A 24473-nucleotide genomic window follows, 5' to 3' on the forward strand; every position below is an offset into this window, starting at 1 on the left:
GCTTCGTCGGCGGGGTGCCGAACGCCCGCAGGGCCAAGCGGCCAGGATGTCGAACGTGAGCCCGACACGCTGGTACGACGACAAGCGCCCCGCAGAGGAGGAGGCCGCAGCGCTACTGCAGCAACTCTTCTCAAGTCTGGAGGCGGCAGAAGCGCGGTGCGATGCGTTCACTGTGCGAGCCGGCAGCATTCTCGAGGGCGACGACCGGGCAACCGCTTACGACCCGATCTCCTTCCAGGTGCGGTACCTCTTCGTCGCGGCATTTGACTACACGGGGGCTCTTCGCCGAACGCTCGAAGACCACGGGATGCCTGTCGTCGCCGTCTACCCGCTGGTTCGCGCGGCGCTCGAAGCTGCGGCACAAGTGCTGTGGCTGACGACAGGCGGCACCCGGAGCAAGCGGGTCTTCCGTGCCCTGCAGCGGGTGTGGGACGGCGCCAAGCTCTGCGACGAGGCTCTGCGGCACCTCGACCCAACTAGCCGGCCGCTGCTGCCCGAACTTCGGGAGCGGCTTGATGGACTCCTTGCAGCTGCAGGTGCGGGCCAGCGGTCGCTCGACCGCACTCCCCCATCGATGACCGACATCGTCATCGACGCCGGTCGACACTTCCAAACCGGGCGCCTGCGACCCATCGACGTCTGGCGGCTGTGCTCCTCGATGGCACACGCGAATCGCAGTGTCTCGCTCGCGGTGCTCGAGAGCCGCCAGGTCGGTCCTGGGAACGATCTCGGAGGCGAGTACGTGATGACGACCTCCTACCGTGTCGTCGCGGTGTTCGTCTCGGTGCTAGCCGAACTGATCGGGGCCGCCCTTGATGCTCAGGACCAACGCAACGCCCACGCGTAGCGGTGCCCCTTCTCGCGCACCCGGCCCCGAAGGGCGGACTCTCAGGCCGAGTTGGCCGTGCGGATGATGGTGATCGTCTCGGTGGGCGTGATGTCGCGGACGACGCTCGCGGCGCTGCCGGCGGGGATCTGGCCGACGGTCCACGGCGGGGTGTTCTGTGCGGTCATGATCGGCTCCTTCGCTACCGGGTGGGCGGCCCTGCGCCGCCGTGTCTTCCCCGGCCTGGTGGCGCAATCAGCGCCCGCGGAGAGGCGCGGGGTGCAACCCGAAGGGCGGTCGTGGTGGCGAGGTGCGGCGGGCTCAGTGAGCGCAGCGAACGCAGCCGCAGCTCGTCACCGTGGCCGGCGGCGCAGCCGCTTGCGTCCCGGGCCGCGCGGGCGAACATGGAGTGCCAGGACGGGGACGAGCGGCGCAGAACCACACGCGGCGACAGGCACCCGACCGAGATCGCGGCCATACCTGGGCCCCGTAGCTTGCTGGTGGGCCTCGCTAGCCGAACAGTGTGCGGTGGGTTCCCCCCGCCAGCGGAGTGGCCGGCTGGGCGAGCAGTGGCTCGAGGATCTCGGCCCACCGGGACCAGCGCTCAAGCCGCACACCTGCACCCAGGACGGCACGGTTGTACGTCGCGTCGAACAGCACATGCCGCCACGTCGGCTCGAGCGCGCCGAGCACCGTGGGGCGGTCGTCGACCAGGACGTCACCTCGCACGAGGGTCTTGTCCTTCGTGACGATCACACGTTCGCTCCAGCCATCGCCCACGTGCTGCTCGACCCAGGCGAGCTTGTCGCTCGTGCACGTCGGGTTCGCCAGAATCGGTGCGGTGCAGATCCGCACGTCCCACGCGTGCTCGAGCATCGCGTGCAGCGCTGCAGCAGCGCCGTCGACGGCGGGCAGGTCGGCGAAGAATCCAGCCTCACACACCAGATCACGGGCGGCAGCCCGCCAGTCGGCGGGGACCTGGTCGTCAACGTAGAACCGGCTCAGGTCCGCGTACTCGCGCCCGGGTGCGTGCGGCCACCTGTCAGCCCACCGCTGCCAGAAGCCAGCGGCGAAGTCGACGACCACGCCGTCCATATCGACGAGCACGATCAGAGCGCGCCCGGGCACACGTGCGGCTGGCGTCGCTGATCGGCTGGGCTGATCTGGCATGTGTGCCTCCTTCCAGAGAGCGTGCGCCGTGCGCGTGGGGCGAGGAGAGTTCAGTTGCAGCGGGCTCATCACCCTGACGATCGCGCAGAGCAATACCTGGCATCAGGGAGAAGTGGTCCCCGCACCACCGTCATCGCGGCCTCGGAGCATCGGCTCGAGCGAGAGCTCGCGACACGCTGGATGCCCCGACGCCCAGGACCCGGCCGATGTAGGCGAGGCTGGCACCCTGTGCGCGCATCCTGACCGCAGCGGCGGTGCGATCAGGGGTCATCACGCTTGGTCGGCCCCCGATGCGGCCCTGTGCACGCGCATGCTCGAGACCGCGGCGGGTGTTGTCACGAATGGTGTCGACGCGCAGCTGCGCGAAGACCGCCACGATGCCGAACAAGGCACGACCCATCGGGGTCGTCGTGTCGATCTCTGGCTCGGTGAGCGACTTGATGTTGATGCCGCGGTCATGCAGGTCGTTGATGGTTTCGATGGCCATCTTCTCGCTGCCTGCTATGCGATCCAGGCGCCGCACGAGCAGCGTGTCCCCAGGACGTAGGTAGTCCAGGCAAGCAACCCACTGCGGACGTTCCAGCACTCTGCTGGACTCGCCGTGGTCGACGAAAACCCGCGCGGCGCCCGCCACTCGCAGCTCGGCCTCCTGCGCCGCAGAGCTCTGTTCGCGCCGAGACACCCGTGCGTAGCCGACGGTGGTGCTCACCGCCCTTCCTCGCCTCGATCACTACCGGGGCGGCTGCCCGACCCGTGGGGACGCGCCAGCCCCCGAACCGGTCGGACACCCGAAGATCCGCGGGCCGCGCCGGTCGCAGGTCGCGGGTAGCTGACACGCAGGACAGCGCGCGCCCGCGCCACCACCGGATCCTCCGCGCCTTCCGGCCCGGACTGCCGATCGAGGGCGATCCGTCGGAACGTCGGCACGAGTGAGCCCGGCTCCGGGTCGTACGCGAGCAGGTCCGGCCGGCTGAGCATCGAGGCCTGGTTCCACTGCTCGGGCGTCACGCGCGAGAAGTCCAGCGTGAACCGCGACCGCTCCGCGACGTGCTCCATGAACACCTTCGAGGTGCGGCCGTTGCCCTCGCGGAACGGGTGCGCTTGGTTCAGGTAGGCGAACACCGTGGCCGCCCGCTCCCCGAACTGCTCGCGGTCCAGCTCCCGCCACGCGGTGCCGGCGACGAGCCGGTGCACGTCGCTCAGGTAGCGCTCGACCTCACCGCCGCGGACCTCCGCGAAGCCGCGGCCCACACCCTTGAACATCTCGACCGTGCGGTACTCCCCCGCCCACTCGTAGACGTCCTGGAACAGATGCCGGTGGATCGCGCGCACGTGCGCCGCGTCGTACGTCCGCGCGATCGCCACCTCACCACTCACCAGCTCACGCTGGCGCACCGCTGCGCGCCCGTACTCCTTGACGTGCAGGGCGCCAGCATCGCGCTCGTCTAGCAGATTCCGCAGGGTGCTCTCATCCGGCGGGGGGTAGAAGTACGACTCCCACGAGTCGAACCCTCCGGCCATCAACGAGCCACGGAGACCTTGCGTCGGCGCTCGGCCGCAGCGTCGACACGGCGCAGGTACTCCGCCCGGTCGATCGCGCCTCGCGCCTCGTCGGTCAGGTTCTCCACGTCCTCGCGGTTGGGCTCCCAACCCTCGTGCCACGCACTGGCCAGGGACTGCACCACCGCGCGCCGCTGGGTGTCATCGAGCTGTGCGAACAGCTCAGGCCAGCGCTCCTCGACATCGAACTTCGTAGCCACGGCGCGGCTCCCCTCTCCTGGGCCAGGCACCAGTCTACCGGACCAACCAAAAACGGTCCATATCAGGTTTCGGTGCGCCCCGGTTTCGGTGGTGAGTTTCGGTGCGCCGGCTCCCGTTCGGCGTCGACGTCGACGCGCTGCGCCGGCCGACCGACCGGAAACGATCGGATCCGGCGGGTTGTAGAAGTTCTACAAGCCTTGACGTCCAGCGGCTGGTCTATGGCGGCCGTCAGGCTCGGTTCAGAGTTCGCCCACCATGGGCGAGGTGCTGGCGAGCATGGTCTTGAGCAATCCACGGACTCGACTGTCGAGGTCACCGCGCAGCGGTCGGATGCCGTCGAGGTCCCACCCCTCGGGATCGGGGAGCGACCAGGTCTCGACGTGCGGATGCACAGGCAGGGCGAGGTTCGGCTTGAGCGCGATCACGATGTCCGCCTGAGCGACCAGCTCGGGCGTGACGGGCCGCGGGACCTGATCGCTCCGGTCGATGCCGAGCTCAGCCAGCGAGGCCAGAACCGTCGCGTCGACCCGGTCGCCCGGCTCGGTGCCGGCGGACAGCACGCCTACCGTGTCGCGGGCCCTAGCGACCGCCAAACCTGCGGCGAGCTGGGAGCGGCCGGCGTTGTGCACGCAGACGAACAGCACCGTTCGCCGGACGTTCGCCTCTGCCTGGTTCCGGGTTGTGTTCACATCTGTCAATATAGAGACATGTCGATGCAGTGCGAAGTCGTGATCGTCGGATCGGGCCCCGCCGGGTACACCGCGGGGATCTACGCCGCCCGGGCGGGCCTGTCCCCGCTGATCGTCGCGGGGTCGGTGACCGCCGGCGGTGCGCTGGTGAACACCACCGAGGTGGAGAACTTCCCCGGCTTCCCCGACGGCATCCAGGGCCCGGAGCTGATGGACAAGCTGCGCGCGCAGGCCGAGAAGTTCGGGGCGCAGGTGCTCCTGGACGACGTGACCGCCCTGGACCTGACCGGGCCGGTGAAGAGCGTGACCACCGGCAGCGGTGCGGTGTTCACCGCGCGGGCGGTCGTGCTGGCCACCGGCTCGGCGTACCGCGAGCTCGGGCTGGCCGATGAGAAGCGGCTGTCCGGGCGGGGGGTGTCCTGGTGCGCCACCTGCGACGGGTTCTTCTTCCGCGGGCGGGAGGTGGTCGTGGTCGGCGGCGGGGACTCCGCGGTCGAGGAGGCCACGTTCCTGACCCGGTTCGCCTCGAAGGTGACCCTGGTGCACCGCCGCGACACGCTGCGGGCCTCGAAGATCATGGCCGACCGCGCCGCGGCGAACCCGAAGATCGCGTTCGCGTGGAACAGCGAGGTCGTCGCGATCCACGGCGAGGACAAGGTCACCCGGCTGACGCTGCGCGACACCGTCACCGGCGCCACCCGCGAGCACCCGGCCACCGGGGTGTTCGTCGCGATCGGGCACGTGCCGCGCAGCGAGCTGCTGACCGGGCAGGTCGACCTCGACGAGAACGGGTACGTGCGGGTGCAGGGCCGCACCACCCTGACGGACGTGCCCGGGGTGTTCGCCTGCGGCGACGTCGTCGACCACACCTACCGCCAGGCCATCACCGCGGCCGGGTCCGGCGCGGCCGCGGCCCTGGACGCCCAGCACTACCTGACCGGGCTCGGCGACGTCGGCATCGCCGGCCCCGTCGCGCCTGGTGTCGCCCACCAGCTGCTGGAGGTCTGATGCCTACCACCATCGTCACCGACGCCACCTTCGAGGCCGAGGTGCTGCGCTCCGAGGTCCCGGTGATCGTCGACTTCTGGGCCACCTGGTGCGGCCCGTGCCGCCAGGTCGCCCCGGTGCTCGAGCAGTTGTCCGAGGACTACGCGGGGCGCGTGAGAATCGTCAAGCTCGACGCCGACGCCAACCCGCAGACCGTCAGCGCCGCCGGCGTGGTGTCCATCCCGACGCTGAGCTTCTACGTCGACGGGGCACCGGTGAAGGCGTTGATCGGCGCCAAGCCCCGCCAGGTCATCGCCGCCGAGATCGACGACCTGCTCACCTGAGCACGCCCCTCCGAGACGAAGGACCTGGTTCGTGGCTCAGACCTTGCCCGCACCCCAGCAGCTCGCCCCCCGGCGCCTGTCCACCCTGGACCGGTGGCTGCCGGCCTGGATCGGGGCGGCGATGCTCGCCGGCCTCGCGCTCGGCCGGTTCGTGCCGTCGCTCGCCGACGGGCTGGCGCAGCTGGAGGTCGGCGGGATCTCGCTGCCGATCGGGCTCGGGCTGCTGGTGATGATGTACCCGGTGCTGGCCAAGGTCCGCTACGACCGCGTCAGCGCGGTCACCGGCGACACGCGCCTGCTCGTCAGCTCCCTGGTCCTGAACTGGATCCTCGGGCCGGCGCTGATGTTCGCCCTGGCGTGGGTGTTCCTGCCCGACCTGCCCGAGTACCGCACCGGCCTGATCATCGTCGGCCTGGCCCGGTGCATCGCGATGGTGGTGATCTGGAACGACCTGGCCTGCGGGGACCGGGAGGCCGCGGCCGTGCTGGTCGCGATCAACTCCGTCTTCCAGGTCGTGGCGTTCTCCCTGCTCGGCTGGTTCTACCTCAGCGTCCTGCCGGGCTGGCTCGGCCTGGACACCCAGGGTCTGGACGTCTCGGTCGGGCAGATCGCGCTCAACGTGCTGGTCTTCCTCGGCGTCCCGCTGGCCGCCGGGTTCGCCTCCCGCGCGATCGGCGAGCGCACCCGGGGCCGGGACTGGTACGAGTCGCGGTTCGTGCCGCGGATCGGGCCGTGGGCGCTGTACGGGCTGCTGTTCACGATCGTGCTGCTGTTCGCCCTGCAGGGCGACGCCGTGACCCGCAACCCCCTCGACGTCGCCCGCATCGCCCTGCCGCTGCTGGTCTACTTCGCCGTGATGTGGGCCCTCGGGCTGGCCACCGGCAAGGCGCTGGCCCTGGGCTACGCACGCTCGACGACGCTGGCGTTCACCGCCGCCGGCAACAACTTCGAGCTCGCCATCGCGGTCGCGATCGGCACCTTCGGCGCCACCTCCGGGCAGGCGCTGGCCGGTGTCGTCGGACCGCTCATCGAGGTCCCCGTCCTCGTCGGCCTCGTCTACGTCTCCCTGTGGGCGGCACGCCGGTGGTTCGCCACCGACCCCTACGCCACCCCGGCACCGCAGGAGGTCCGCCCGTGAGCACCCTCTCCCCCGAACGGCCGGCGCCGACTGGCTCGGACTGCACCCCCACACCCGAGGCGCACGCGATGGGCGCGCAGGCCGCCACCCAGGTCGCGACCATGCTCAAGGCGCTGGCCGACCCGCTGCGGCTGCGGATGCTGTCGTTCATCACCACCAGCTCCACCGGTGAGGCGTGCGTGTGCGACATCGCCACCGTCGCCGACGTCTCCCAGCCGACCGTCTCCCACCACCTCAAGGTCCTCAAGGACGTCGGCGTGCTCACCTCCGAGCGACGCGGCACCTGGGTCTGGTACCGCGTCGCCCCCGACGTGCGCGGCGCGGTCACCGCCCTGCTGGACTCCTTCGCCCCCGCGGCGCTGGACGCTGCTCACCACCGCGCCCGCCCGCTGACCGGTCTCGGCGACGTCGACGCCACCCTGACCCGGGTCGCCGACGACCTCGCCCCCCGGTTCCCGGACCTCGACGCGGAGCTGGTGCTGCGCACCGTGCGCGAGTCCTACGCCGCGCTGGCCCGCGGCGCCGGCACCGCCGCGCACCTGGTACCGACGGCACAGCGGTTCGCCGCCCAGCGCCTGGCCGACATCACCCGCGCCACCGCCCCGGGCGGGCACGTGCCGCAGGTGCTGTTCGTGTGCGTGGCCAACGCCGGCCGCTCCCAGCTCGCCGCGGCCCTGCTGCACCACTACGCGGGCGACGCCGTCATCGCCCGCTCCGCCGGGTCCGCCCCGGCCGCGGCGGTGCACGCCACGGTCCGCCCGCTGCTCGAGGAGCTCGGCACCGACGCCGAGGCGGTGTTCCCCAAGCCGCTGACGGACGACGCCGTCCGTGCCGCGGACGTCGTGATCACCATGGGCTGCGGCGACACCTGCCCGATCCTGCCGGGCAAGCGCTACGAGGACTGGGTCGTCGGCGACCCCGCCCTGGCCTCCCCCGAGGGCGTCGCGGCCATCCGCGACGACATCGACGCGCGCGTGCGCGCCCTGCTCGCCGACCTGCTGCCGCCCACCACCGACCGACCCGAGGAGCACCCCTGATGACCGACACCGCCACCGACACCACGACCGACGGCGCGACCACCAAGCCCAGCGTGCTGTTCGTCTGCGTGCACAACGCCGGCCGCTCGCAGATGGCCGCCGGGTGGCTGCGGCACCTGTCCGGCGGCGCCGTGGAGGTCCGCTCGGCCGGGTCGATGCCCGCCGACCAGATCAACCCCGCCGCCGTGGAGGCGATGCTCGAGGAGGGCATCGACATCCGCGCCGAGAAGCCGAAGGTCCTGACCACCGAGGCCGTGCAGGCCTCCGACGTCGTGGTCACCATGGGCTGCGGCGACGCGTGCCCGTTCTACCCCGGCAAGCGGTACGAGGACTGGAAGCTCGAGGACCCCGCCGGTCAGGGCGTCGAGGCCGTCCGCCCGATCCGCGACGAGATCCGCACCCGCATCCTCACCCTGCTCACCGAGCTCGGCGTCCAGCCGGTCAACGCCTGACCGCGCCTGCGACGACGGCCCGGACGCTGCGGCGTCCGGGCCGCGTGGCGTTCACCCGCCGGCCAGGGTCTTCTGCAGCAGCGTCGTGCCCAGCCACCGGTCGAACTTGCGACCCACCCGCTCCAAGCGCCCCGCCGGGTCGAACCCGGCGCGCCGGTGCAGCGCCAGCGAGGCCGCGGTGTCCCCGTCCGCGACCACCGCGATCACCTCCCGAGCGCCGGCCGCCGCAGCCTGCTCCAGGACCGAGGCGAGCAGGCGGGTGCCGATACCGCGCCCGGTCGCCGCCGGGTCGAGGTAGATCGTGTCCTCGACCGTGTGCGCGTACGCCGGCCGCGGCCGCCACGGACCAACGTACGCGAACCCCGCCACCTGCCCGTCCAGCAGCGCGACCAGGAACGGCCACCCCGCGCCGGTGACGGCGCCGAGCTTGTCCCGCCACACCGCCTCACCGGGCGGGTCGAGCTCGAACGTCGCGGTCGACGTGGCCACGTAGTGGTCGTAGATCCGCGCGAGCCCCGCGACGTCGCCACTGGTCGCGGCGCGCACCTGCACGCTCACTCGGTGCCGTTCCCCGGCTGGTCGCCCGAGCGGCCGTGCACGACACCGGTGGCGAAGCCGATGCTCGCCGGCGCCCCGATCCCCAGGGTGACCAGCTGCGGCTCGGGTGCGCTGCCGCAGCACGAGCCGCCGTCGGCGTCGAGATCGGTCGAGCACACCCCGGTCTCGGGCAGCTCGAGCTCGACCGCGTCCGCACCGGCGCGGTCCCCGGCCAGCGCCGCGGCGATCGAGCGGACCTGCTCGTACCCGGTGGCGAGCAGGAACGTCGGGGCGCGCCCGTAGGACTTCATCCCGACCAGGTAGAACCCGTCGTCCGGGTGGGACAGCAGCGTCTCCCCGTGCGGGGGCACCGTCCCGCAGGAGTGGAAGTTCGGGTCGATCAGCTCGGCCAGCCGCGCCGGGGACTCCACCACCGGGTCCAGGTCCAGGCGCACCTCACGCAGCATGTCCAGGTCGGGACGGAACCCGGTCGCGTTCACGATCGCGTGCACCTGCAGGTCCAGCGCCTCCTCGCGCGCGCGGCCCAGCACCCGCACGCCGTCCCCGGTCGGCACGAGCTGCTCGATCGACACCCGGGTCACCAGCGTCAGCCGGCCCGCCTCGACGGCGTCCCTCAGCCGGGTACCGAGCAGCCCGCGCGCGGGCAGCTCATCGGCCGCACCCCCGCCGAACAGCCGCCGCGCCGAGCCGGCGCGGATCGCCCACGTGATCGTCGTACCCGGCGCGGACTCGGCCAGCTCCACCAGGCTCAGCAGGGTGTTCGCCGCCGAGTGCCCCATGCCCACCACGAGGGTGTGCCGCCCGGCGAACCGCTCCCGCTGCGCACCGAGCACGTCGGGCAGCGGCCCGGTCACGAAGGCCGCTGCCTGGCGCTCCCCGACCGCCGGCAGGCCGCTGGCACCCAGCGGGTTCGACGTCGCGTACGTGCCGGACGCGTCGATCACCGCCCGCGCCAGCACGTCCTGCACCTGCCCGTCCGGGGTCACGGTCCGCAACCGGTACCCGCGACGCTCCCGACCCAGGGTGCGGGTCTTGTCCGCACCGTCACGCGCCACCGCCAGCACCCGGGTGCCCGTGCGCAGCCGCGAGGCGATCGCCGGCACACCCGCCAGCGGAGCCAGGTAGTCGCACACCAGGTCCGCACCCGTCGGGAGCGCGTCCGCGTCCGGCGCTACCCACCCGGTCGGCTCCAGCAGCCGACGAGCAGCCGCGTCGACGTCATAGCGCCACGGCGAGAACAACCGCACGTGCCCCCACGACGCCACGGCCGCCCCCGCACGCTCGCCCGCCTCGAGCACCAGCGGCTCCAGCCCCCGCTCCAGCAGGTGCGCCGCCGCCGCCAACCCCACCGGCCCGGCACCGATCACGACGACCGGCAGCTCCTCACGCACGACCTCGGCCATGACCACTCCTCGCATTGAAGTACGTCGATAGGTGACGCCGAGCAACGTATCCACAACCGTCGATGCGTGGCAAGATGGCTGCCATGACCGCAACACCGCTGCCGCTCGCCACGCCGCCGTCGACCGGCACGTGCTGCGCACCGCTGACCCGGGCAGCGGCCGAGCCGGAGACGGCACGCGAGCTCGCGCGGGTGTTCAAGGCGCTCAGCGACCCCACCCGCGTCCAGCTGCTCTCGATCGTCGCGGCCCACCAGGACCGCGAGGCGTGCGTGTGCGACCTGACCGAGCCCGTCGGCCTCGCCCAGCCGACCGTCAGCCACCACCTCAAGATCCTCGTCGACGCCGGCCTGCTCACCCGCGAGCAGCGCGGACGATGGGCGTACTACTCCCTGGTGCCCGGCGCCCTCGATCACATCGCGCACAGACTCGACGCCGCGGTGGGATAGCAACAACGTCTGCGGTCTGGCTCGATCCCCCGAAACCCCGGACCGGAACCGGAACCAACCGATACCTGGGTCTGCCCCCGGTCTGGTTGACACTCGGGGTTTGCGGTAGTCAGGCCGCGTCTGCGGCCGTGTAGATCATCTCAAACTCGACGGGCGTGAGCTTGCCGAGGGCGCGTTGGCGTCGTCGGCGGTTGTACTTGGTCTCGATCCAGGTCACGATCGCCAGGCGCAGGTCGTCGCGGGTGTGCCAGCGGCGGGTGTTCAGGACGTTCTTCTGCAGCAGGGAGAAGAAGCTCTCCATGCTCGCGTTGTCGCCCGCGCCGTAGGAGCGGCCCATCGACCCGACCAGGCCGTTGTTCGCCAGCAGCCGCTGGGTCGCCTTCGCACGGAACTGGCCGCCTCGGTCCGAATGACACACCGTGCCGGCCGGTGAGCGCAGCGCGATCGCGTTGCGCATCGCCGCCCGCGCCAGGGACGACTTCATGCGCGAGTCGATGGAGTACCCGACGATCTTGTTCGAGTAGACGTCCTTGATCGCGCAGATGTAGAGCTTGCCCTCGGCGGTGGGGTGTTCCGAGATGTCCCACAGCCACACCTTGTCCGGGGCGTCCGCGACGAACTCGTGACGGACCACGCCATGCTCGTCGACCACGGCGAGCAGGTCGTCGTGCGGCGCGGGACCGCTCGATCCGGCCTTGGACCGTCTCTTGTGGTGGCTCGCGGTGATGCCGGCGAGCCGGCACAGCCGGTGCACCCGGTTCTCCCCGACGCTGATCGCGTGCTCGTCGGCCAGTTCGTCGGTGATGAACCGGTAGCCGAGCGTCGCGTCGTCGCCATGGATCTCGTAGATCGCGTCCAGGACGTGCGCGTCGTCCCAATCCCGCCGAGACACGGGGTCCTTGAGCCACTTGTAGTACCCCTGGGTCGACAGGCCCAGGACCCGGCACGCCACCGCGACCGGCACCCGCACTCGGGCGCCGGCCGCGGCCATCTCACGGACGAGCGGGAAGACTATTTTCCCGGCAGACCCGCCTGCGCCAGGTAGGCGGCCGCGCGACGCAGGACCTCGTTCTCCTGCTCCAACACCCGGATCCGCCTGCGCGCCTCACGCAACTCGGCGCGCTCGGCCTGCGTCGGCCCGGACCGGCGACCGTCCTCGACATCGGCCTGCTTCATCCAGTTCGACAACGACCCTTCGGAGATACCGAAGTCCTTCGCGATCTGCGTCAGCGGCACCTGCCCCTTGCGGGCCACGGCCACGACGTCATCACGGAACTCCTTGGGATACGGCTTCGCCACGGGGACATCCTTCCAGCGAGGACCAGATCCTCACAGGTCAGGTGTCAACCAAACTCGGGGCAGACCCCCTCGAAAGAACCGGGCGACGTATGTGGTGGATGCGGCCGGGGCCCGGCGCACGTCGCCCGAAATCGATCGTTTGCGGTTGGGCGCGCCGCGCAGAGGTCTCAGCCCCTGGGGCGGTCGCGCCGGACCGCATCGCCAAGCCAGGGTCTTGACGGCAGGCGTGAACGTCGTTCACACTGGCGCACGTCATCCGGTGTGGATGACGTTCACACCCCGGGGGAGCATGGACATCGAACTGGTTGGGCTGGCCGAGGTCGCAGCTCTCGCCAACACCAAGACGACCGTTGTGTCGAACTGGCGGACCCGCGACCGACGCTTCCCTCAGCCCGTCAGCGAGCTCCGCAGCGGCCCGGTGTTCGACCGGGACGCCATCGTCAAGTACCTACGGAGAAGAGGACGCCCAATGGCACACGTGATTTCAACGATCAACCTCAAGGGTGGCGTCGGGAAGACGACGACCACCGTCGCTCTGGCCGAGATGCTGTCTGCCGAGTTCGGCAAGCGAGTGCTCGTGGTCGACCTCGATCCTCAGACCAACGCGACAACGGTCCTGATCGGGGAGCAGCGGTGGCGCGACCTCAACGACGCGGGGCACACCCTCGCGACGCTGTTCACCGATGCCCTGGCCGGTGACAGCGAGGCCCCTAAGTTCGACCTTGAGAAGTCGCTTCAGCGGTCGGCGTCGCCGGTCGAGGCCGTGCGCAACGTGGACCTGCTGCCGTCGTCGCTGGACCTCATCGACGTGCAGGACCGCCTGGGAACGCTGCCGCCGGGTCGGTTCTTCTCCAACAATCCGACCGACCTGCTGCGCCGCGCAGTGAAGCCGATCCTGGATGGCTACGACTACGTTCTGATCGACTGCCCGCCCAACCTTGGGATCGTCACCCTCAACGGGTTGCGCATCTCTGACGGGTACATCATCCCGACCATCCCTGACGTGCTCTCGACGTACGGCATCCCGCAGATCCAGTCCCGCGTCAAGGCGTTCGCCGACAGCCTGAGCGAGTCGATCGCCGAGGTTGGCATCGTCATCACGAAGTACCGCAAGGGCACCAACGTGCACGAGACCACCATCGAGCGGCTTGAGGACGACCCGAACCTCCCGATCGTGTTCGACACGCGCATCCCCGAGGGCAACGCGATCGCCGCATCGGTTGAGCACACCACCATCTCGACCCTCCGGCAGAAGTACGCCTACCAAGGCGGCTTCGAGGCGTTCCGCGCGCTGACCGAGGAGTTCATCGAGGCCGTCGAGGACCTGGCGTGAGCACAGAGCGACACTCGGACGTGGCCGGCGCGGCACAGCAACTCGGCGATGCAGTGCTTGCTCTTGGCGCGACACGCCCTGACCTGGCGGTCGGTATCGCGGCTCTCGCGACGGCGGTGGCCGCGGAAGCCGCTCGCACGCCTCGGTTCGCCAACGCAATCCAGGCGGCCTTCACCCAGCCAGCCGAGGCCTCGACAGGTCAGCCCCGGGCGCGCCGTCCTGCGCGTCGCGCACCCGGGCCGATCGACCCCTTCGCGGTGTACGCGGACGGGGGCGAGTCGCGCCTCCGCGAGCAGCTCCTCGCCCTCGAACTAGAGCAGCTGCGCGACATCGTGGCTCAACACGGGATGGACCACGACCGACTGGCGATGAAGTGGAAGGACTCCTCGCGAGTCGTCGACCGGATCGTGGAGAAGGTCACCAGTCGGGTCGCAAAGGGCTCGGCATTCCGAGACGCGTAGCCGCGCCCCGGACGCGTCGCGGGGCGTGACACTAGACACCCAGCTCCACTAGGAGGAGAACGATGGCGAGTGAAGCCTGTCCAGTCTGCGGCGAGGAAGCCGACGCCGACGAGATCGACCCCCACGGGCACTTCGGATCAGACGACGACTCCTGTGCGATCTGCGGTGATGAGCACTTCGTGGTGGGCAACGTCCCCGACCACGAGTGGACCAACGGGATCTAGCCCCACACCAGCGGCCGGTGAGGTGGTCCTACGTGACGCACAGCATCCGACAGGCACGCCGGGAGGGTCCCCGGGCGGCGCCCTAGCGTCAGTAGTGTGGCACCCATGTCGAACGTCGTCTCGCTGCCCTCCGTCAGGCCCAAGGTGCTCGAGTTCTTCGCCGGCATTGGCCTCGCCCGGATGGGTCTGGAGAGGGCCGGCTTCCAGGTCGTGTGGGCCTGACTACGCTGAAGATCGTTGCCATTGACCGTTCCTGGCGGCTTCCTGGCCGACAGGTCATGTCCTCGTGTTCTTCGGTTCCTGCGCAGCCGTGTCACGGACACGGCCGCATACACGAGTACCGCTCCGCACACTGCGTCCAGCAGCCAGTGGTTCGCGGTGACCACGACGACCACGGTGGTCAGTACGGGATAGGCGTGGACCCACAATCCACGGCGTCCGGGCACCAGGCGGCGCAGGGCCAGTGCGCACCACACGGCCCAGCCCACGTGCATGGAGGGCATGGCCGCGAGCTGGTTGCTCAGCTGCCCGAACCCTCGGGGCGCGGAGGCCTGAGCGCTCCACCATCCCCATCGGGCGGTCTCGCGCAGGGTGTCGACGTAGCCGGGCATGAAGCGCGGGGGAGCCACGGGGTAGGCCAGGTAACAGATCAGGGCCGCGATGGTGGCCAGGACCAGGGCGTTGCGCAGGCGACGGTAGTCCTGGGGACGTCGTCGGGCCACGGCGAACAACACGACCGGAGTGATGAGGTAGTGCAGGAGGGCGTACCAGTAGGCCGCGATCACAGCCAGGACGGGAACCGCGGCCAGGGCCTGGTTGCACGCCAGCTCCACGTTCAGGTGCAGGACGCGTTGCAGATCGACGATGTCCATGGCGTGGCGTATCGCCGAGGCCCGGTTGTCGCTGGCCAGCTGACGGCTGGCGGTGTAGCCGACGTACAGGGCGACCAGCAGCGACAACTCTTTCCACACCGACGGCGTGTGGACACTCGGTGCGGGGGCGAGGGGCGAGGCGCCCTGAAGAACCACATGGCCACGCCTGATCGCCACGGGGCTGGAGGTACCACGCCAGGAGGCTCGTGCGTGCTGCTGGGGCTGGGAGGTCCTCACCTGTATCACCCCCACGTGCTCGGTGGTGGCGCTTGGCAGCGCAGTCATGGTGGGCCGACCAGCGCACCTGGTCGGGTCCCTCGGGGTGGTGTGTGGGTGCGGTGGCGTTGGTTCGCCTCCGGTCTCGCACGCCGTGCATGGGGAGGGTGGTTGGGCCCGGCCGGGGGGAGCGGCCGGGCCCAACCGGTCTCAGACCTCCTGTGGCGTGGCGTCCACGGGGGTGAGGTCCTCTCGGCGCCCTGCCTTGATCGTCATGACTGCGGTGACCATGACCGCGGTGACCAGCAGGACTCCGGTGGCCCACAGCAGGGCGGTGTGCAGGCCCTCGGTGAAGGCGCTCTGGGCCTGGGTGGCGATGCGCGCGGCGGTAGCCCTCATGGGCGCGGGCACCTGGGAGGCCATGTGGGTGGACGCGCCGAGGGAGTCGCGGATCTTGTCGATGTTCGCGGCGGGCATCTGCGCGGGGAACCCGCTCACGGGCAGTTGGTCGCGGTAGACCGACTGCATGATGCTGCCCAGGACCGCGATGCCCAGGGCGGCGCCGAGTTGGCGGGCCAGGTCGTTCATGGCCGAGCCCACGCCCTGTTTGGCCGCGGGCAGCGCGTCGGTGATGGCACTGGTCGCTGGGGTCATGGCCAGGCCCATCCCGAATCCCAGGGGCAGCAGGCCACCGATCAACACACCGTAGGGGCTGTCGGTGTCCAACTGGGCCAGCACGGCGAACCCGGTGGCCACCAGGAGCAGACCGGTGACCATGACCGGTGTGGCCCCGAGCTTGCCGGCGGCGCGCGGGGCGATGACCCGGGAGGCGGGCATCAGAACGACGGCCATGGGCAAGACGGCCAGGGCCGCCTTCAGGGCGCTCTTGCCTTCGACGAGTTGCAGGTACTACACGATCAGGAACACGAAGCCGAAGAAACCGAAGAACTGCCACGTCACCGTCAAGGTCCCGGCGCTGAAACCGCGCAGCTTGAACAGCCGCGGGTCCAGGAGGGGCTCGTCGCGGGTGAGTTCCCAGATGACGAAGATGGCCAGGATCACGATGCCCGCGCCCAGGCCGCCCAGGGTGCGTGTGGAGTCCCAGCCCTGGGTGGGGGCTTCGATGATCGAGTACACCAGGACGCCCAGACCGGCCACGGAGACCAGGGCACCGATGATGTCCAGGCTCGGCGCGGTGGGGTCAGCGGACTCGGGGATGAACCGCACCGTGCCCACCAGGGCCACCAGGCCCAGGGCGATGTTGAAGGCGAACACCGAACGCCAGGACCAGAACTCCAGCAGGACCCCGGCGGCCAGCAGGCCGAGCATGGCGCTGGCCCCGGAGACGCCGGCCCAGGTGCCCACCGCGCGTACGCGTCGTTCGGGCGGGAAGGTGCTGGTGATGGTGGACAGGGTCGCGGGCATCACCAGGGCCGCGCCCACTCCCAGGATCCCTTGGACGGCGATGAGGTGTTCGACCTCGTTGACCGTCATGGCGACCCCGGCCCCGGCCACGAAGATGACCAGACCGGCGATCAGGGCTCGGCGGCGTCCGTAGCGGTCACCGATGGCACCGGCCGGCAACAAGAGCGCGGCGAAGACCAGGGCGTAGCAGTCCGCCACCCAGGCGATCTGGGTCTGGGTAGCGCCCAGGTCCGCAGCGATCGAGGGGGTGGCGAGGTTGAGCGCGGGCACGGCGGAGACCACCGCCGCCAATGCGAACATGATCACCGGCAGGACGGCCGGTCCGATAGGTCGGGTAGCCGCGGTGGGCGCGCGGTGTGTGGCGGGCGAGCTGGCCATGACTGCCTCCCTGTATTTCACCCTTGGCGAATTGAAGGTGGCAGGGTCGCCGGCTACATTTCAAGCATGATGAATTCCGGTGCGCGGAGAGACCCTCAGATGCAGGGGTGGCGCCCGCTCGCCCCGGGACGAACCACCCTCCTGGGACGTTCCATGGGGGTCTTGGGCCGAGGTCATCGGGCTATTGCGGGTCAGAGCGGTACCGGGAGGGCCCCGCGGTGCGGTGTGGGGGTCCGGTGGTGATGAATAGTCCGCGACGCGGTCGGCGTACCGGTAGTCCAGACACCCGGGCCCAGATCCTGGCCGTGGCGCGCCGCCACCTGCTGGACCAGGGGTACCAGGGTCTGCGCATGCGGGCGGTGGCCGCCGAGGCGGGGGTGGACGCGGCCCTGGTGAGTTACTACTTCGGGTCCAAGAAGGGCCTGTTCGGGGCCGCGTTGGCGTTGACGGCCAACCCTCCCGAGGCCTTGCGCGCGGCGATTGCCGGTGACCTGGCCACCCTGCCCGAACGGGTGCTGCGCACCTTGGTCACCGCCTGGGACGACCCGGTGCAGGGGGAACCACTGCGCTTGATGATCAACGCGGCGGCACACGAGCCGGACCTGGTGCGCCTGCTGCGCGAGGTGGTGCAGACCGAGATGGTCCACCAGCTCGCCGAGCGGTTCGGTGGCCTGGACGCCACCGCCCGGGCCGCCGCGTTCGGCGCCCAGCTCGCGGGGTTGATCCTGGTGCGTTACCTGCTGGTGGTCGAGCCCGTCGCGTCCATGCCGGTGGAGGACCTGGTGCGCTTTGCTGCTCCCGGCCTGCACGCGGCGATGCAGGGGCCCACCGGTCGGCCCCGATCGATCGCGGCCGTCGATGGCCCCAGGGGCACGGTCGCCAACAGCCCGCGGCCCCGCAGGGCGCACTGAGGAGGCGCCCCGACCGCCTTCAGCCTGCGCACAGGAACTCCCAGATCCGCTGGGCGGCGGTGCCCGCGCCGTCCATGTCCCCGATCGCGGTGGCCATCGCCTGGGCGTTGCGGCGGTAGGCCGGGTCCGCCAGGACGGTGCGCACCGCACGTCGGATCACCGGGGCGCACCAGCGGTGTTGTTGGATCCGCAGGCCCGCCCCGGCGTCCATCACGTGTTCGAGGTTGACCTGCTGTTCCAGGACCGTGCCGACTCCGATCAGGGGCGTTCCGGCGGCCATGGTGGTCTGTACCGTGCCCTGACCGCCGTGGCCGACCAGCACGTCGGCGAGTCGACTGGCCGCCAGTGCGGGAACGAACCGGTCGGTCACCAGGACATTCGGGCCGGTTCCGGTCACCGCGTACACCTCCTCCAGTGCACACACCGCGGGCGGCACGAGGATCACGGCGTTCCACAGGTCTTCCTCGGTGGGCCCCTGTCGACGACGGCTGAAGACTGGGCGGTAGTCGACGGGTGAATCGTGAGCAGCCCGCGGTACTGCTGTGGGGTGATCAGCGTGGAGGACTGGGCCGAGATTCGTCGGCTGCACAGGTCAGAGCGGTTGTCGCAGGCGGCGATCGCGCGGCGTCTGGGGATCTCTCGGAACACGGTCGCCAAGGCGCTGGCCTCGGCCGAGCCGCCGCGGTACTCCCGGCCCGCGGCAGGGTCGGCGGTCGACGCGTTCGAGGCGGCGATCCGCCGTGAGCTGGCGTTGGACGCGAGGATGCCCGCGACGGTGATCGCCGAGCGGATCGGCTGGACGCGGTCGATGACGGTGCTCAAGGTGAGGGTCGCGCAGCTGCGGCCGTTGTTCGTGCCGCCGGACCCGTCCGACCGGGTCGAGTACGAGGCGGGCGGGGTTGCGCAGTGCGATCTGTGGTTTCCGCCGGTGCCTGTCCCGGTCGGTGGCGGCGCCGCGCGGGTGCTGCCGGTGCTGGCGATGACGTGCGGGTACTCGCGGATGACCTCGGCGGTGATGATCCCGAGTCGCAAGGCCGGGGACATCCTGGCCGGGATGTGGCAGATCGTCGCCGGCTGGGATGCCTGCCCGCGCACGTTGGTCTGGGACCGGGAGGCCGCGATCGGCGGGTCCGGCAAGCCGACCCTGGAGGCGACCTCGTTCGTCGGGACCCTCGGCGTCCGGCTACGCCTGGCCCCGCCGCGTGATCCGGAGTTCAAGGGGCTGGTCGAGCGGCGCAACGGGTTCTTCGAGACCTCGTTCCTGCCCGGGCGCACGTTCACCTCCCCGGGCGACTTCACCACGCAGATCAGCGCGTGGCTGCCGGCGCGGGCCGCGACCCGGCCGCTGCGCGCCCTGGGCGGCGCGCGGCCGCTGGACCGCTGGGACGCCGATCGGGCCGCGATGGTCACGTTGCCGCCGATCGCGCCTGTCAACGCCGGGCGAATCTTGACCCCCTGGTGCTGGTTGAACTTTGACCCCCCTGATGGTCTTGACTACTTGGTCTTGCGGTGGGCGCGTGTGCGGTAGGAGTCACCGTCCAGGGGGATGACGTGGGCGTGATGGACGAGGCGGTCGATGGTCGCGGCTGCGACGACGTCGTCGCCGAGGGTCTCGCCCCAGCGGGAGAAGGGCAGGTTCGAGGTCACGATCACGGACCCGGTCTCGTAGCGGGACGCGATGAGCTGGAAGAACAGGGCGGCTGCGGCTGGGTCGAACGGCAGGTAGCCGACCTCGTCGATGATCAGTAGCCGGTAGCGGTTCAGGCGGCGTAGCTCGCGCTCGAGGTTGCCGCGCTCGTGGGCGTCGCTCAGGCGGGTCAGCCAGCCGTTCGCGGAGTCGAACGCGACGGGGAACGCGGCTTCGGCGGCTTTGATGCCCATCGCGATCGCGAGGTGGGTCTTGCCGGTCCCGGGTGGCCCGAGCAGCACGACGTTCTCTCGGCGTGCCACGAACGTGGTCGTGGCCAGGTGCGCGATCACGTCCCGGGGTGCGGCCGGCAGGTGTTCGAAGGTGAAGTCCTCCAGGGTCTTGACTGCGGGGAAGTGCGCGGCCGAGATCCGCATCCGGGTGCCGTTCGCGGTTCGGGAGGCGACCTGGCGGCCCAGGACGGCGGCGAGGTATTCCTCGTGGGTCCAGCCCTCGGTGCGGGCCTGGTCGCCGAGGGTCGCGAACGTGTCGGCGATCACGGGGGTCTTGAGCTCACGGGCGCAGAACGTGATCTGCCCGGCGGTGTCCTTGCCGGTGGCGCTCACCGCACGACCTGCAGGTTCGGGCGCGGGGCGGGGACGGGCAACGCGAACATCTCGTCGTAGTCGCTCAACTCCCGCAAGCCCACGTCCGTCGCGGTGACGGGGCCGCGGGTCGCGGCGCAGCGGTCCTTGAACGCGGTCCGCAGCTCAGCGGCGGCGGCGACGTGCGCGGGGTCGGTGATGACCTGCCGGGACGCCCAGGACCGGGCGTGGTCGGCCACGACCTGCCCCGCGTACGTGACCATGACCCGGTCCAGCCCGGGATGGATGTCCACGAACCGGCCGATGACCTGCGGGTCCACCGAGTAGTCGTTGCCCGCGACCCGCACGTAGTAGTCCCGCGCCAGGCGCACCCGCAGCGGTGGGGCGCTCGTCGGCGCGACCGGTGGCAGGGCCCCCATCGCGGCGAGGTCCGCGCCGAGCAGGTCGACCGGGCGGGCGCCGGTGGCCCGCACCTTGCGCTCGTTCGCGCGCGGCAGCCACGCCGCGAGCTGGGCGTTGAAGTCGACGCCGCCGGTGAACGAGCGCCCGGGCATGAACGAGGTCTGCAAGTACTGGTTGGCTCGCTCGACGACGCCCTTGGCCTCCGGGTCCCGGGCCGCGGTCTGATAGATCCGCGTCCCCAACGTCCCGGCGAACGTCCGGGCGGGCAACGTCAGGCGCTTGTGCTGACCGATGCCCGCCTCGTTGTCCCAGACCAGCGTCTTGGGCACCGCACCCAGACCGGCCAGCAGCTGCCACATCCCGGCCAGCAGGTCCCCCGACAGCCGCGAGGGCAGCATGACCGCCATCACGAACCGGGAGTACGCCGCGACCATCGTCAGCACCGGCGGCGCGATCCACGCCCCGGCCCCGTCGGGGATCACCTTGGCCGGGAACCACAGGTCGCACTGCACGATATGCCCGGCCGCATACGTCGTGCGGTCGGCGGGGTCCGCGCCGCGGAACAACGGGCGCAGCAACGCGACCCGGGCCCGCAGCACCGAAGACGAGCCCGTCCACCCGACCCGCTCACCGATCACCGTCGCGGGCATGTCCGGGAACTGCCCGAGCAACTCCCGGATCGCCGGCTCGAACGCATCGACCGCCGAACCCGCAGGCTTGCGGTGGTACTTCGGCGGCTCGTGCGCGGCCAACGCGACCCGCACCGTGTTCCGCGCGATACCCAACCGGCGCGCGATCGTCTTGATCCCCAACCCCTCAGCTCGATGCAGCCGACGGATCTCAGCCCAGTCCTCCACAGTGATCACTCCTCCACTCTTCAGCGAAGGGGGGTCAACATTCGCTCGGCGCCAGGGGGTCAGTCTTCACGCGGCATCGACACGCGCCGACCGTCGGGCTGCATCATCGGATCCGGCTCGGGCGGGACTACTACGTGCGCCTGGACGCCAACGACTATTCGGTCGACCCGCGCGTGATCGGCCGGTTCGTCGACGTGCGCGCCGACCTGCACCGGGTCACCGCGAGCTGCGCCGGGCAGGTCGTGGCCGAGCACGCCCGCTGCTGGGCCTCCGGCGCGACCATCACCGACCCGGCCCACCGGGCGACCGCGAAGGCGCTGCGCGCGGACCTGGCTGCCCGGCGCCAGCAGCGCCTCACGCGTGAGCACGCCGACGGGCACGTCGTGGCGCTGCGCGCTCTGCCGGACTACGACGCCCTGTTCGGCGTCGACTTCGACGCCCGCCCTCGATCAGCGGCGGGAGACAGCCAGACGATCGCCGACGGGACGTAGTAGATGACCACCACCACGAAGAGCAGGCCGGTCCCGGACGGGCTGGACTCCAAGCTCGCCTACCTGACCCGCGTGCTCAAGACCCCCACGATCGGGCGGACCTGGGAGTCGTTGGCCGCAACCGCGCGCGAGGCGAACTGGTCGCACGAGGAGTACCTCGCCGCGGTCCTGGAACGCCAGGTCGCCGACCGGGAGTCCGCCGGCACCACGATGCGCATCCGCACCGCGCACTTCCCCGCGATCAAGACCCTCGAGGACTTCAACCTCGAGCACCTGCCCTCCCTGCGCAAGGACGTGCTCGCGCACCTGGCGACCGCGACGTTCGTGCCCAAGGCCGAGAACGTCGTGCTGCTCGGCACGCCCCCAGCGGCGGGGACTGCCGTTCGTCGTCGAGCGGCGCGGTACGGGTGCGGGTCTCAGCGGATGCCGTGCGTCACCGCCCACGAGACCGCCTCGGACCGCGTCGAGACGCCGATCTTGCGGTAGACGCTGCGGACCTGCGACTTGACGGTGTTGCGGGTGACGAAGAGGCGGGTCGCGATCTCCTCGAGGGTGACGTCCTCGGCGAGCTCCGCGAGCACGACGCGCTCACGCCGGGTGAGAGTCTCCGCACCCGTGAGGGGGGCGGTGGTCTCGAGCATGCTCATTCTGTCCTCCGATCGGTGCACGGCCCCGGTCCTGGACCGGGTGCCGCGGGGCGTTCGGAGGATGAGAGCGTGCAGACGCACGACTATGACGCCGTTTCGCCCGACTTCTTCTCACCGTGTTCCGCACCCCACGGTCGTCCTGCTGTGCCCACAATGAACGCGGAACCGTCGGCCTGATACACCCGGTCCCCGTGGGCCGCTCGGCTTTCACCCGTTCGGCCCTCGCGCCGCCGGGGCGCAACCGCTTCGACGGCTGCGCGCCCCGGACGACCTGTGAACACCCGCCGGAGGGTCCTCCCGACCGGCGGCCCGATCAACCCGCCGCGTGCGCGGCGTACTCCTGCGCGGTGAGCAGCGGACCGGCCTCGGCGACGTCGACCTTGATCAGCCAGCCCGCGCCGAACGGGTCGGAGTTGACGACGGACGGGTCGTCCACGGCGGCGGTGTTCACCTCGACGACCGTGCCGGTCACGGGCGAGAACAGCTCGGACACGGACTTCGTCGACTCGATCTCGCCGATCACGGTGCCGGCGGCGATCGACTCGCCGACCGCCGGGAGCTCGAGGTAGACGATGTCGCCGAGCGCCTCGGCCGCCACGGACGTGATGCCGACGGTCGCGGGTGCGCCGTCGGTGAGCCACTCGTGCTCGAGGGTGTACTTGAGGTCGCCGGGCAGGTCGGTCATGAGGGTGCTCCGCTCTGGTGTCGCTAGGTGAGGTCTACCGGGGACGACGGTAGAAGGGAAGAGGCACGACGCGCACCGGCTCGTGCCGGCCGCGGACGTCGACCGCGAGCTCCGTGCCCTCGGCGGACACCTCGGGCGTCACGTACGCCATCGCGACGGGGTGGCCGAGCGTGGGCGACGGGGCGCCCGACGTCACGGTCCCGACGACCGCGCCGGTCGCCGTGACCACCGGGTAGCCGTGCCGGGCCGCGCGGCGCGACAGTCCCTGCAGCCCGACGAGCGTGCGGGCCGGGACGGCGTGCGCGCGGGACTCGAGCGCCTCACGCCCGACGAAGGGCAGCGGCTCGCCCGCGGCGTCGACCTTGTCGAGCTTGACCACGCGGCCCAGGCCCGCGTCGTGCGGCGTGGTCGTGGTGTCGAGCTCGTTGCCGTACAGGGGCATGCCCGCCTCGAGGCGCAGCGAGTCGCGTGCGGACAGGCCGGCGGGCACGAGGCCCAGCGGCGAGCCCGCGTCGAGCAGCGCGCGCCACAGCGTCGGCGCGTCGCCGGCGGGGACGAACAGCTCGAAGCCGTCCTCGCCCGTGTACCCGGTCCGTGCGACGAGCGCGTCGAGCCCCGCGACGCGCGCGGGCACCGACGCGTAGTACCGCAGCGCGGCCACCGCGTCCGCCTCGGCGGGGTCCGCGACGAGGCGGACGACGATCTCCTGCGCCCGGGGCCCCTGCACCGCGACGAGCGCGGTCTGCTCGGACCGGTCCGTGAGGGTCACGTCGTCGCGCCCCGCGAACCGCTCGGCGAGCGCGTCGCGCACGACGTCCACGTTCGACGCGTTCGCGACGACGAGGTAGCGGCGGCCGCGCTCGTCGTCCGGGTGCCGGTACACGACGAGGTCGTCGAGGACGCCCCCGTCGGCCTGGCAGATCATCGTGTAGCGCGCGCGGCCCGGCTCGAGCGCCGTGAGGTTCCCGACGAGCGCGCGGTCGAGCGCGTCGCCCGCACCCGGACCCTCGACCTCCAGCTCGCCCATGTGCGACAGGTCGAACAGGCCCGCGGCGGTGCGCACCGCGGTGTGCTCGGCGACGTCCGAGCCGTACCGCAGCGGCATCTGCCACCCGGCGAAGTCGGTGAGCGCCGCACCCAGCGCGACGTGCTCGTCGTGCAGCGGGGACGGCCGCGCCTGGTCGCTCATGCTCGGTCCTCTCGTCGTGCGGGTGAGGTGGTCGGGTGGC

Annotated in this window: 29 protein-coding genes and 2 pseudogenes; 14 read left to right on the forward strand and 17 right to left on the reverse strand. The window is 71.0% G+C overall.

Annotated features, from left to right (window positions below; all coding sequences use genetic code 11):
* Positions 1-55 precede the first annotated feature (55 nt).
* Positions 56-847, forward strand: a complete 792-nt coding sequence (locus ACT17Q_RS15365; protein ID WP_444663521.1) for a hypothetical protein — start codon at positions 56-58, stop codon at positions 845-847.
* Between the two features lie 41 nt (positions 848-888).
* Here ACT17Q_RS15365 and ACT17Q_RS15370 read toward each other — a convergent pair whose 3' ends face one another.
* The 6 genes from ACT17Q_RS15370 to ACT17Q_RS15395 form a co-directional block, all read right to left on the reverse strand.
* Positions 889-1014 (reverse strand): hypothetical protein, encoded by a 126-nt coding sequence (locus ACT17Q_RS15370; protein ID WP_444663523.1) that lies wholly within the window; start codon positions 1012-1014, stop codon positions 889-891.
* A 322-nt stretch (positions 1015-1336) separates the two neighbouring features.
* Positions 1337-2065, reverse strand: coding sequence for a 5' nucleotidase, NT5C type (locus ACT17Q_RS15375; protein WP_444665406.1), 729 nt, complete (start codon positions 2063-2065; stop codon positions 1337-1339).
* 61 nt (positions 2066-2126) lie between these two features.
* Positions 2127-2705: a recombinase family protein gene (locus tag ACT17Q_RS15380; RefSeq protein ID WP_444663525.1), complete on the reverse strand. Its 579-nt coding sequence runs from the start codon at positions 2703-2705 to the stop codon at positions 2127-2129.
* The gene (locus ACT17Q_RS15385) at positions 2702-3517 is read right to left on the reverse strand and encodes a Fic/DOC family protein (RefSeq protein WP_444663527.1); all 816 of its coding nucleotides are present in this window, start codon (positions 3515-3517) and stop codon (positions 2702-2704) included. Before ACT17Q_RS15385 ends, ACT17Q_RS15380 begins: the two co-directional genes overlap by 4 nt.
* The gene (locus ACT17Q_RS15390) at positions 3517-3756 is read right to left on the reverse strand and encodes an antitoxin VbhA family protein (protein ID WP_444663529.1); all 240 of its coding nucleotides are present in this window, start codon (positions 3754-3756) and stop codon (positions 3517-3519) included. The genes ACT17Q_RS15385 and ACT17Q_RS15390 overlap by 1 nt, the downstream gene beginning before the upstream one ends.
* 240 nt (positions 3757-3996) lie before the next feature.
* The gene (locus ACT17Q_RS15395) at positions 3997-4446 is read right to left on the reverse strand and encodes an arsenate-mycothiol transferase ArsC (protein WP_444663531.1); all 450 of its coding nucleotides are present in this window, start codon (positions 4444-4446) and stop codon (positions 3997-3999) included.
* A 24-nt stretch (positions 4447-4470) separates the two neighbouring features.
* On the opposite strand from ACT17Q_RS15395, the gene trxB reads away from it, so the two are divergent.
* Genes trxB through ACT17Q_RS15420 form a run of 5 tightly spaced genes read left to right on the forward strand, consistent with a single transcriptional unit; the run spans position 4471 to position 8404 of the window.
* A complete protein-coding gene (trxB, locus tag ACT17Q_RS15400) occupies positions 4471-5454 on the forward strand; it encodes a thioredoxin-disulfide reductase (protein WP_444665407.1) in 984 nt (327 codons plus the stop codon).
* Entirely contained in the window at positions 5454-5777 is a 324-nt protein-coding gene (gene trxA, locus ACT17Q_RS15405; protein ID WP_444663533.1) for a thioredoxin, read from the forward strand. The genes trxB and trxA overlap by 1 nt, the downstream gene beginning before the upstream one ends.
* Positions 5778-5808: 31 nt before the next feature.
* Complete coding sequence (gene arsB, locus ACT17Q_RS15410; protein WP_444663535.1) at positions 5809-6915, forward strand: ACR3 family arsenite efflux transporter; 1107 nt, start codon at positions 5809-5811, stop codon at positions 6913-6915.
* Entirely contained in the window at positions 6912-7952 is a 1041-nt protein-coding gene (locus ACT17Q_RS15415) for a metalloregulator ArsR/SmtB family transcription factor (RefSeq protein WP_444663537.1), read from the forward strand. Before arsB ends, ACT17Q_RS15415 begins: the two co-directional genes overlap by 4 nt.
* Positions 7952-8404 carry an arsenate reductase ArsC gene (locus ACT17Q_RS15420; RefSeq protein WP_444663539.1) on the forward strand — a complete coding sequence of 151 codons (453 nt, stop codon included), beginning with the start codon at positions 7952-7954 and terminating at the stop codon, positions 8402-8404. The genes ACT17Q_RS15415 and ACT17Q_RS15420 overlap by 1 nt, the downstream gene beginning before the upstream one ends.
* Before the next feature lie 51 nt (positions 8405-8455).
* Here the strand turns inward: ACT17Q_RS15420 and ACT17Q_RS15425 are convergent, their stop codons facing one another.
* Complete coding sequence (locus tag ACT17Q_RS15425; RefSeq protein ID WP_444663540.1) at positions 8456-8962, reverse strand: GNAT family N-acetyltransferase; 507 nt, start codon at positions 8960-8962, stop codon at positions 8456-8458.
* The gene (locus ACT17Q_RS15430) at positions 8959-10365 is read right to left on the reverse strand and encodes an FAD-dependent oxidoreductase (protein WP_444663542.1); all 1407 of its coding nucleotides are present in this window, start codon (positions 10363-10365) and stop codon (positions 8959-8961) included. Before ACT17Q_RS15430 ends, ACT17Q_RS15425 begins: the two co-directional genes overlap by 4 nt.
* Positions 10366-10427: 62 nt before the next feature.
* Between ACT17Q_RS15430 and ACT17Q_RS15435 the strand changes: the two genes are divergently transcribed.
* Positions 10428-10811 carry an ArsR/SmtB family transcription factor gene (locus ACT17Q_RS15435; protein WP_444663544.1) on the forward strand — a complete coding sequence of 128 codons (384 nt, stop codon included), beginning with the start codon at positions 10428-10430 and terminating at the stop codon, positions 10809-10811.
* 109 nt (positions 10812-10920) lie between these two features.
* Here the strand turns inward: ACT17Q_RS15435 and ACT17Q_RS15440 are convergent.
* Positions 10921-12110 (reverse strand): IS3 family transposase gene (locus tag ACT17Q_RS15440; protein ID WP_094180236.1). Its coding sequence is split into 2 segments (ribosomal slippage): positions 10921-11829 and positions 11832-12110, totalling 1188 coding nucleotides; the frame shifts between segments, so codons are not numbered across the junction.
* 289 nt (positions 12111-12399) lie between these two features.
* On the opposite strand from ACT17Q_RS15440, the gene ACT17Q_RS15445 reads away from it, so the two are divergent.
* The 3 genes from ACT17Q_RS15445 (at position 12400) to ACT17Q_RS15455 (ending at position 14128) form a co-directional block, all read left to right on the forward strand.
* The gene (locus tag ACT17Q_RS15445) at positions 12400-13443 is read left to right on the forward strand and encodes a ParA family protein (protein ID WP_444663546.1); all 1044 of its coding nucleotides are present in this window, start codon (positions 12400-12402) and stop codon (positions 13441-13443) included.
* Positions 13440-13904, forward strand: coding sequence for a hypothetical protein (locus ACT17Q_RS15450; protein WP_444663548.1), 465 nt, complete (start codon positions 13440-13442; stop codon positions 13902-13904). Before ACT17Q_RS15445 ends, ACT17Q_RS15450 begins: the two co-directional genes overlap by 4 nt.
* 62 nt (positions 13905-13966) lie before the next feature.
* On the forward strand, positions 13967-14128 hold the full coding sequence (locus ACT17Q_RS15455; RefSeq protein WP_444663549.1) for a hypothetical protein: 162 nt from the start codon (positions 13967-13969) through the stop codon (positions 14126-14128).
* Here ACT17Q_RS15455 and ACT17Q_RS15460 read toward each other — a convergent pair.
* Together ACT17Q_RS15460 and ACT17Q_RS15465 are read right to left on the reverse strand one after the other, a co-directional pair.
* Entirely contained in the window at positions 14125-15177 is a 1053-nt protein-coding gene (locus tag ACT17Q_RS15460; RefSeq protein WP_444663550.1) for a phosphatase PAP2 family protein, read from the reverse strand. The genes ACT17Q_RS15455 and ACT17Q_RS15460 overlap by 4 nt on opposite strands.
* 249 nt (positions 15178-15426) lie before the next feature.
* A pseudogene (locus ACT17Q_RS15465) lies at positions 15427-17019 on the reverse strand (MFS transporter).
* 305 nt (positions 17020-17324) lie between these two features.
* Between ACT17Q_RS15465 and ACT17Q_RS15470 the strand changes: the two are divergent.
* On the forward strand, positions 17325-17930 hold the full coding sequence (locus ACT17Q_RS15470; protein ID WP_444663552.1) for a TetR/AcrR family transcriptional regulator: 606 nt from the start codon (positions 17325-17327) through the stop codon (positions 17928-17930).
* Between the two features lie 19 nt (positions 17931-17949).
* Here ACT17Q_RS15470 and ACT17Q_RS15475 read toward each other — a convergent pair whose 3' ends face one another.
* Entirely contained in the window at positions 17950-18375 is a 426-nt protein-coding gene (locus tag ACT17Q_RS15475; RefSeq protein ID WP_444663554.1) for a glycosyltransferase, read from the reverse strand.
* 102 nt (positions 18376-18477) lie between these two features.
* Here ACT17Q_RS15475 and istA (ACT17Q_RS15480) point away from each other — a divergent pair, with 102 nt between their 5' ends.
* Positions 18478-19458: an IS21 family transposase gene (istA, locus tag ACT17Q_RS15480; protein WP_444663556.1), complete on the forward strand. Its 981-nt coding sequence runs from the start codon at positions 18478-18480 to the stop codon at positions 19456-19458.
* Here istA (ACT17Q_RS15480) and istB read toward each other — a convergent pair.
* Positions 19425-20183, reverse strand: coding sequence for an IS21-like element helper ATPase IstB (istB, locus tag ACT17Q_RS15485; RefSeq protein ID WP_094180903.1), 759 nt, complete (start codon positions 20181-20183; stop codon positions 19425-19427). The genes istA (ACT17Q_RS15480) and istB overlap by 34 nt on opposite strands.
* Positions 20180-21430 (reverse strand): IS21 family transposase, encoded by a 1251-nt coding sequence (gene istA / locus ACT17Q_RS15490; RefSeq protein WP_444663558.1) that lies wholly within the window; start codon positions 21428-21430, stop codon positions 20180-20182. The genes istB and istA (ACT17Q_RS15490) overlap by 4 nt, the downstream gene beginning before the upstream one ends.
* A 74-nt stretch (positions 21431-21504) precedes the next feature.
* Between istA (ACT17Q_RS15490) and ACT17Q_RS15495 the strand changes: the two are divergent.
* Positions 21505-21912, forward strand: a pseudogene (locus tag ACT17Q_RS15495) (Mu transposase domain-containing protein); the annotation flags it as partial.
* A gap of 3 nt (positions 21913-21915) precedes the next feature.
* Positions 21916-22398: an ATP-binding protein gene (locus ACT17Q_RS15500; RefSeq protein ID WP_444663560.1), complete on the forward strand. Its 483-nt coding sequence runs from the start codon at positions 21916-21918 to the stop codon at positions 22396-22398.
* Here ACT17Q_RS15500 and ACT17Q_RS15505 read toward each other — a convergent pair.
* From ACT17Q_RS15505 to gcvT, 3 genes are all read right to left on the reverse strand, one after another.
* The gene (locus ACT17Q_RS15505; RefSeq protein ID WP_444663562.1) at positions 22329-22559 is read right to left on the reverse strand and encodes a LuxR C-terminal-related transcriptional regulator; all 231 of its coding nucleotides are present in this window, start codon (positions 22557-22559) and stop codon (positions 22329-22331) included. The genes ACT17Q_RS15500 and ACT17Q_RS15505 overlap by 70 nt on opposite strands.
* Positions 22560-22872: 313 nt before the next feature.
* Positions 22873-23244, reverse strand: a complete 372-nt coding sequence (gcvH, locus tag ACT17Q_RS15510; protein ID WP_444663564.1) for a glycine cleavage system protein GcvH — start codon at positions 23242-23244, stop codon at positions 22873-22875.
* Positions 23245-23278: 34 nt separating this feature from the next.
* On the reverse strand, positions 23279-24433 hold the full coding sequence (gene gcvT, locus ACT17Q_RS15515) for a glycine cleavage system aminomethyltransferase GcvT (RefSeq protein WP_444663566.1): 1155 nt from the start codon (positions 24431-24433) through the stop codon (positions 23279-23281).
* Between the last annotated feature and the right edge of the window lie 40 nt (positions 24434-24473).

The sequence above is a fragment of the Cellulomonas sp. CW35 genome (assembly GCF_052378485.1).
GTDB classification, from domain to species: domain Bacteria; phylum Actinomycetota; class Actinomycetes; order Actinomycetales; family Cellulomonadaceae; genus Cellulomonas; species Cellulomonas uda.

Coding starts and splice junctions, on each gene's coding strand:
- ACT17Q_RS15370 (WP_444663523.1), bottom strand. CDS start 1,014: ATGACCGCACAGAACACCCCGCCGTGGACCGTCGGCCAGATCCCCGCC.
- ACT17Q_RS15375 (WP_444665406.1), bottom strand. CDS start 2,065: ATGAGCCCGCTGCAACTGAACTCTCCTCGCCCCACGCGCACGGCGCAC.
- ACT17Q_RS15385 (WP_444663527.1), bottom strand. CDS start 3,517: ATGGCCGGAGGGTTCGACTCGTGGGAGTCGTACTTCTACCCCCCGCCG.
- trxB (WP_444665407.1), top strand. CDS start 4,471: ATGCAGTGCGAAGTCGTGATCGTCGGATCGGGCCCCGCCGGGTACACC.
- trxA (WP_444663533.1), top strand. CDS start 5,454: ATGCCTACCACCATCGTCACCGACGCCACCTTCGAGGCCGAGGTGCTG.
- ACT17Q_RS15420 (WP_444663539.1), top strand. CDS start 7,952: ATGACCGACACCGCCACCGACACCACGACCGACGGCGCGACCACCAAG.
- ACT17Q_RS15430 (WP_444663542.1), bottom strand. CDS start 10,365: ATGGCCGAGGTCGTGCGTGAGGAGCTGCCGGTCGTCGTGATCGGTGCC.
- ACT17Q_RS15435 (WP_444663544.1), top strand. CDS start 10,428: ATGCGTGGCAAGATGGCTGCCATGACCGCAACACCGCTGCCGCTCGCC.
- ACT17Q_RS15445 (WP_444663546.1), top strand. CDS start 12,400: ATGGACATCGAACTGGTTGGGCTGGCCGAGGTCGCAGCTCTCGCCAAC.
- ACT17Q_RS15455 (WP_444663549.1), top strand. CDS start 13,967: ATGGCGAGTGAAGCCTGTCCAGTCTGCGGCGAGGAAGCCGACGCCGAC.
- ACT17Q_RS15500 (WP_444663560.1), top strand. CDS start 21,916: ATGACCACCACCACGAAGAGCAGGCCGGTCCCGGACGGGCTGGACTCC.
- ACT17Q_RS15505 (WP_444663562.1), bottom strand. CDS start 22,559: ATGAGCATGCTCGAGACCACCGCCCCCCTCACGGGTGCGGAGACTCTC.
- gcvH (WP_444663564.1), bottom strand. CDS start 23,244: ATGACCGACCTGCCCGGCGACCTCAAGTACACCCTCGAGCACGAGTGG.
- gcvT (WP_444663566.1), bottom strand. CDS start 24,433: ATGAGCGACCAGGCGCGGCCGTCCCCGCTGCACGACGAGCACGTCGCG.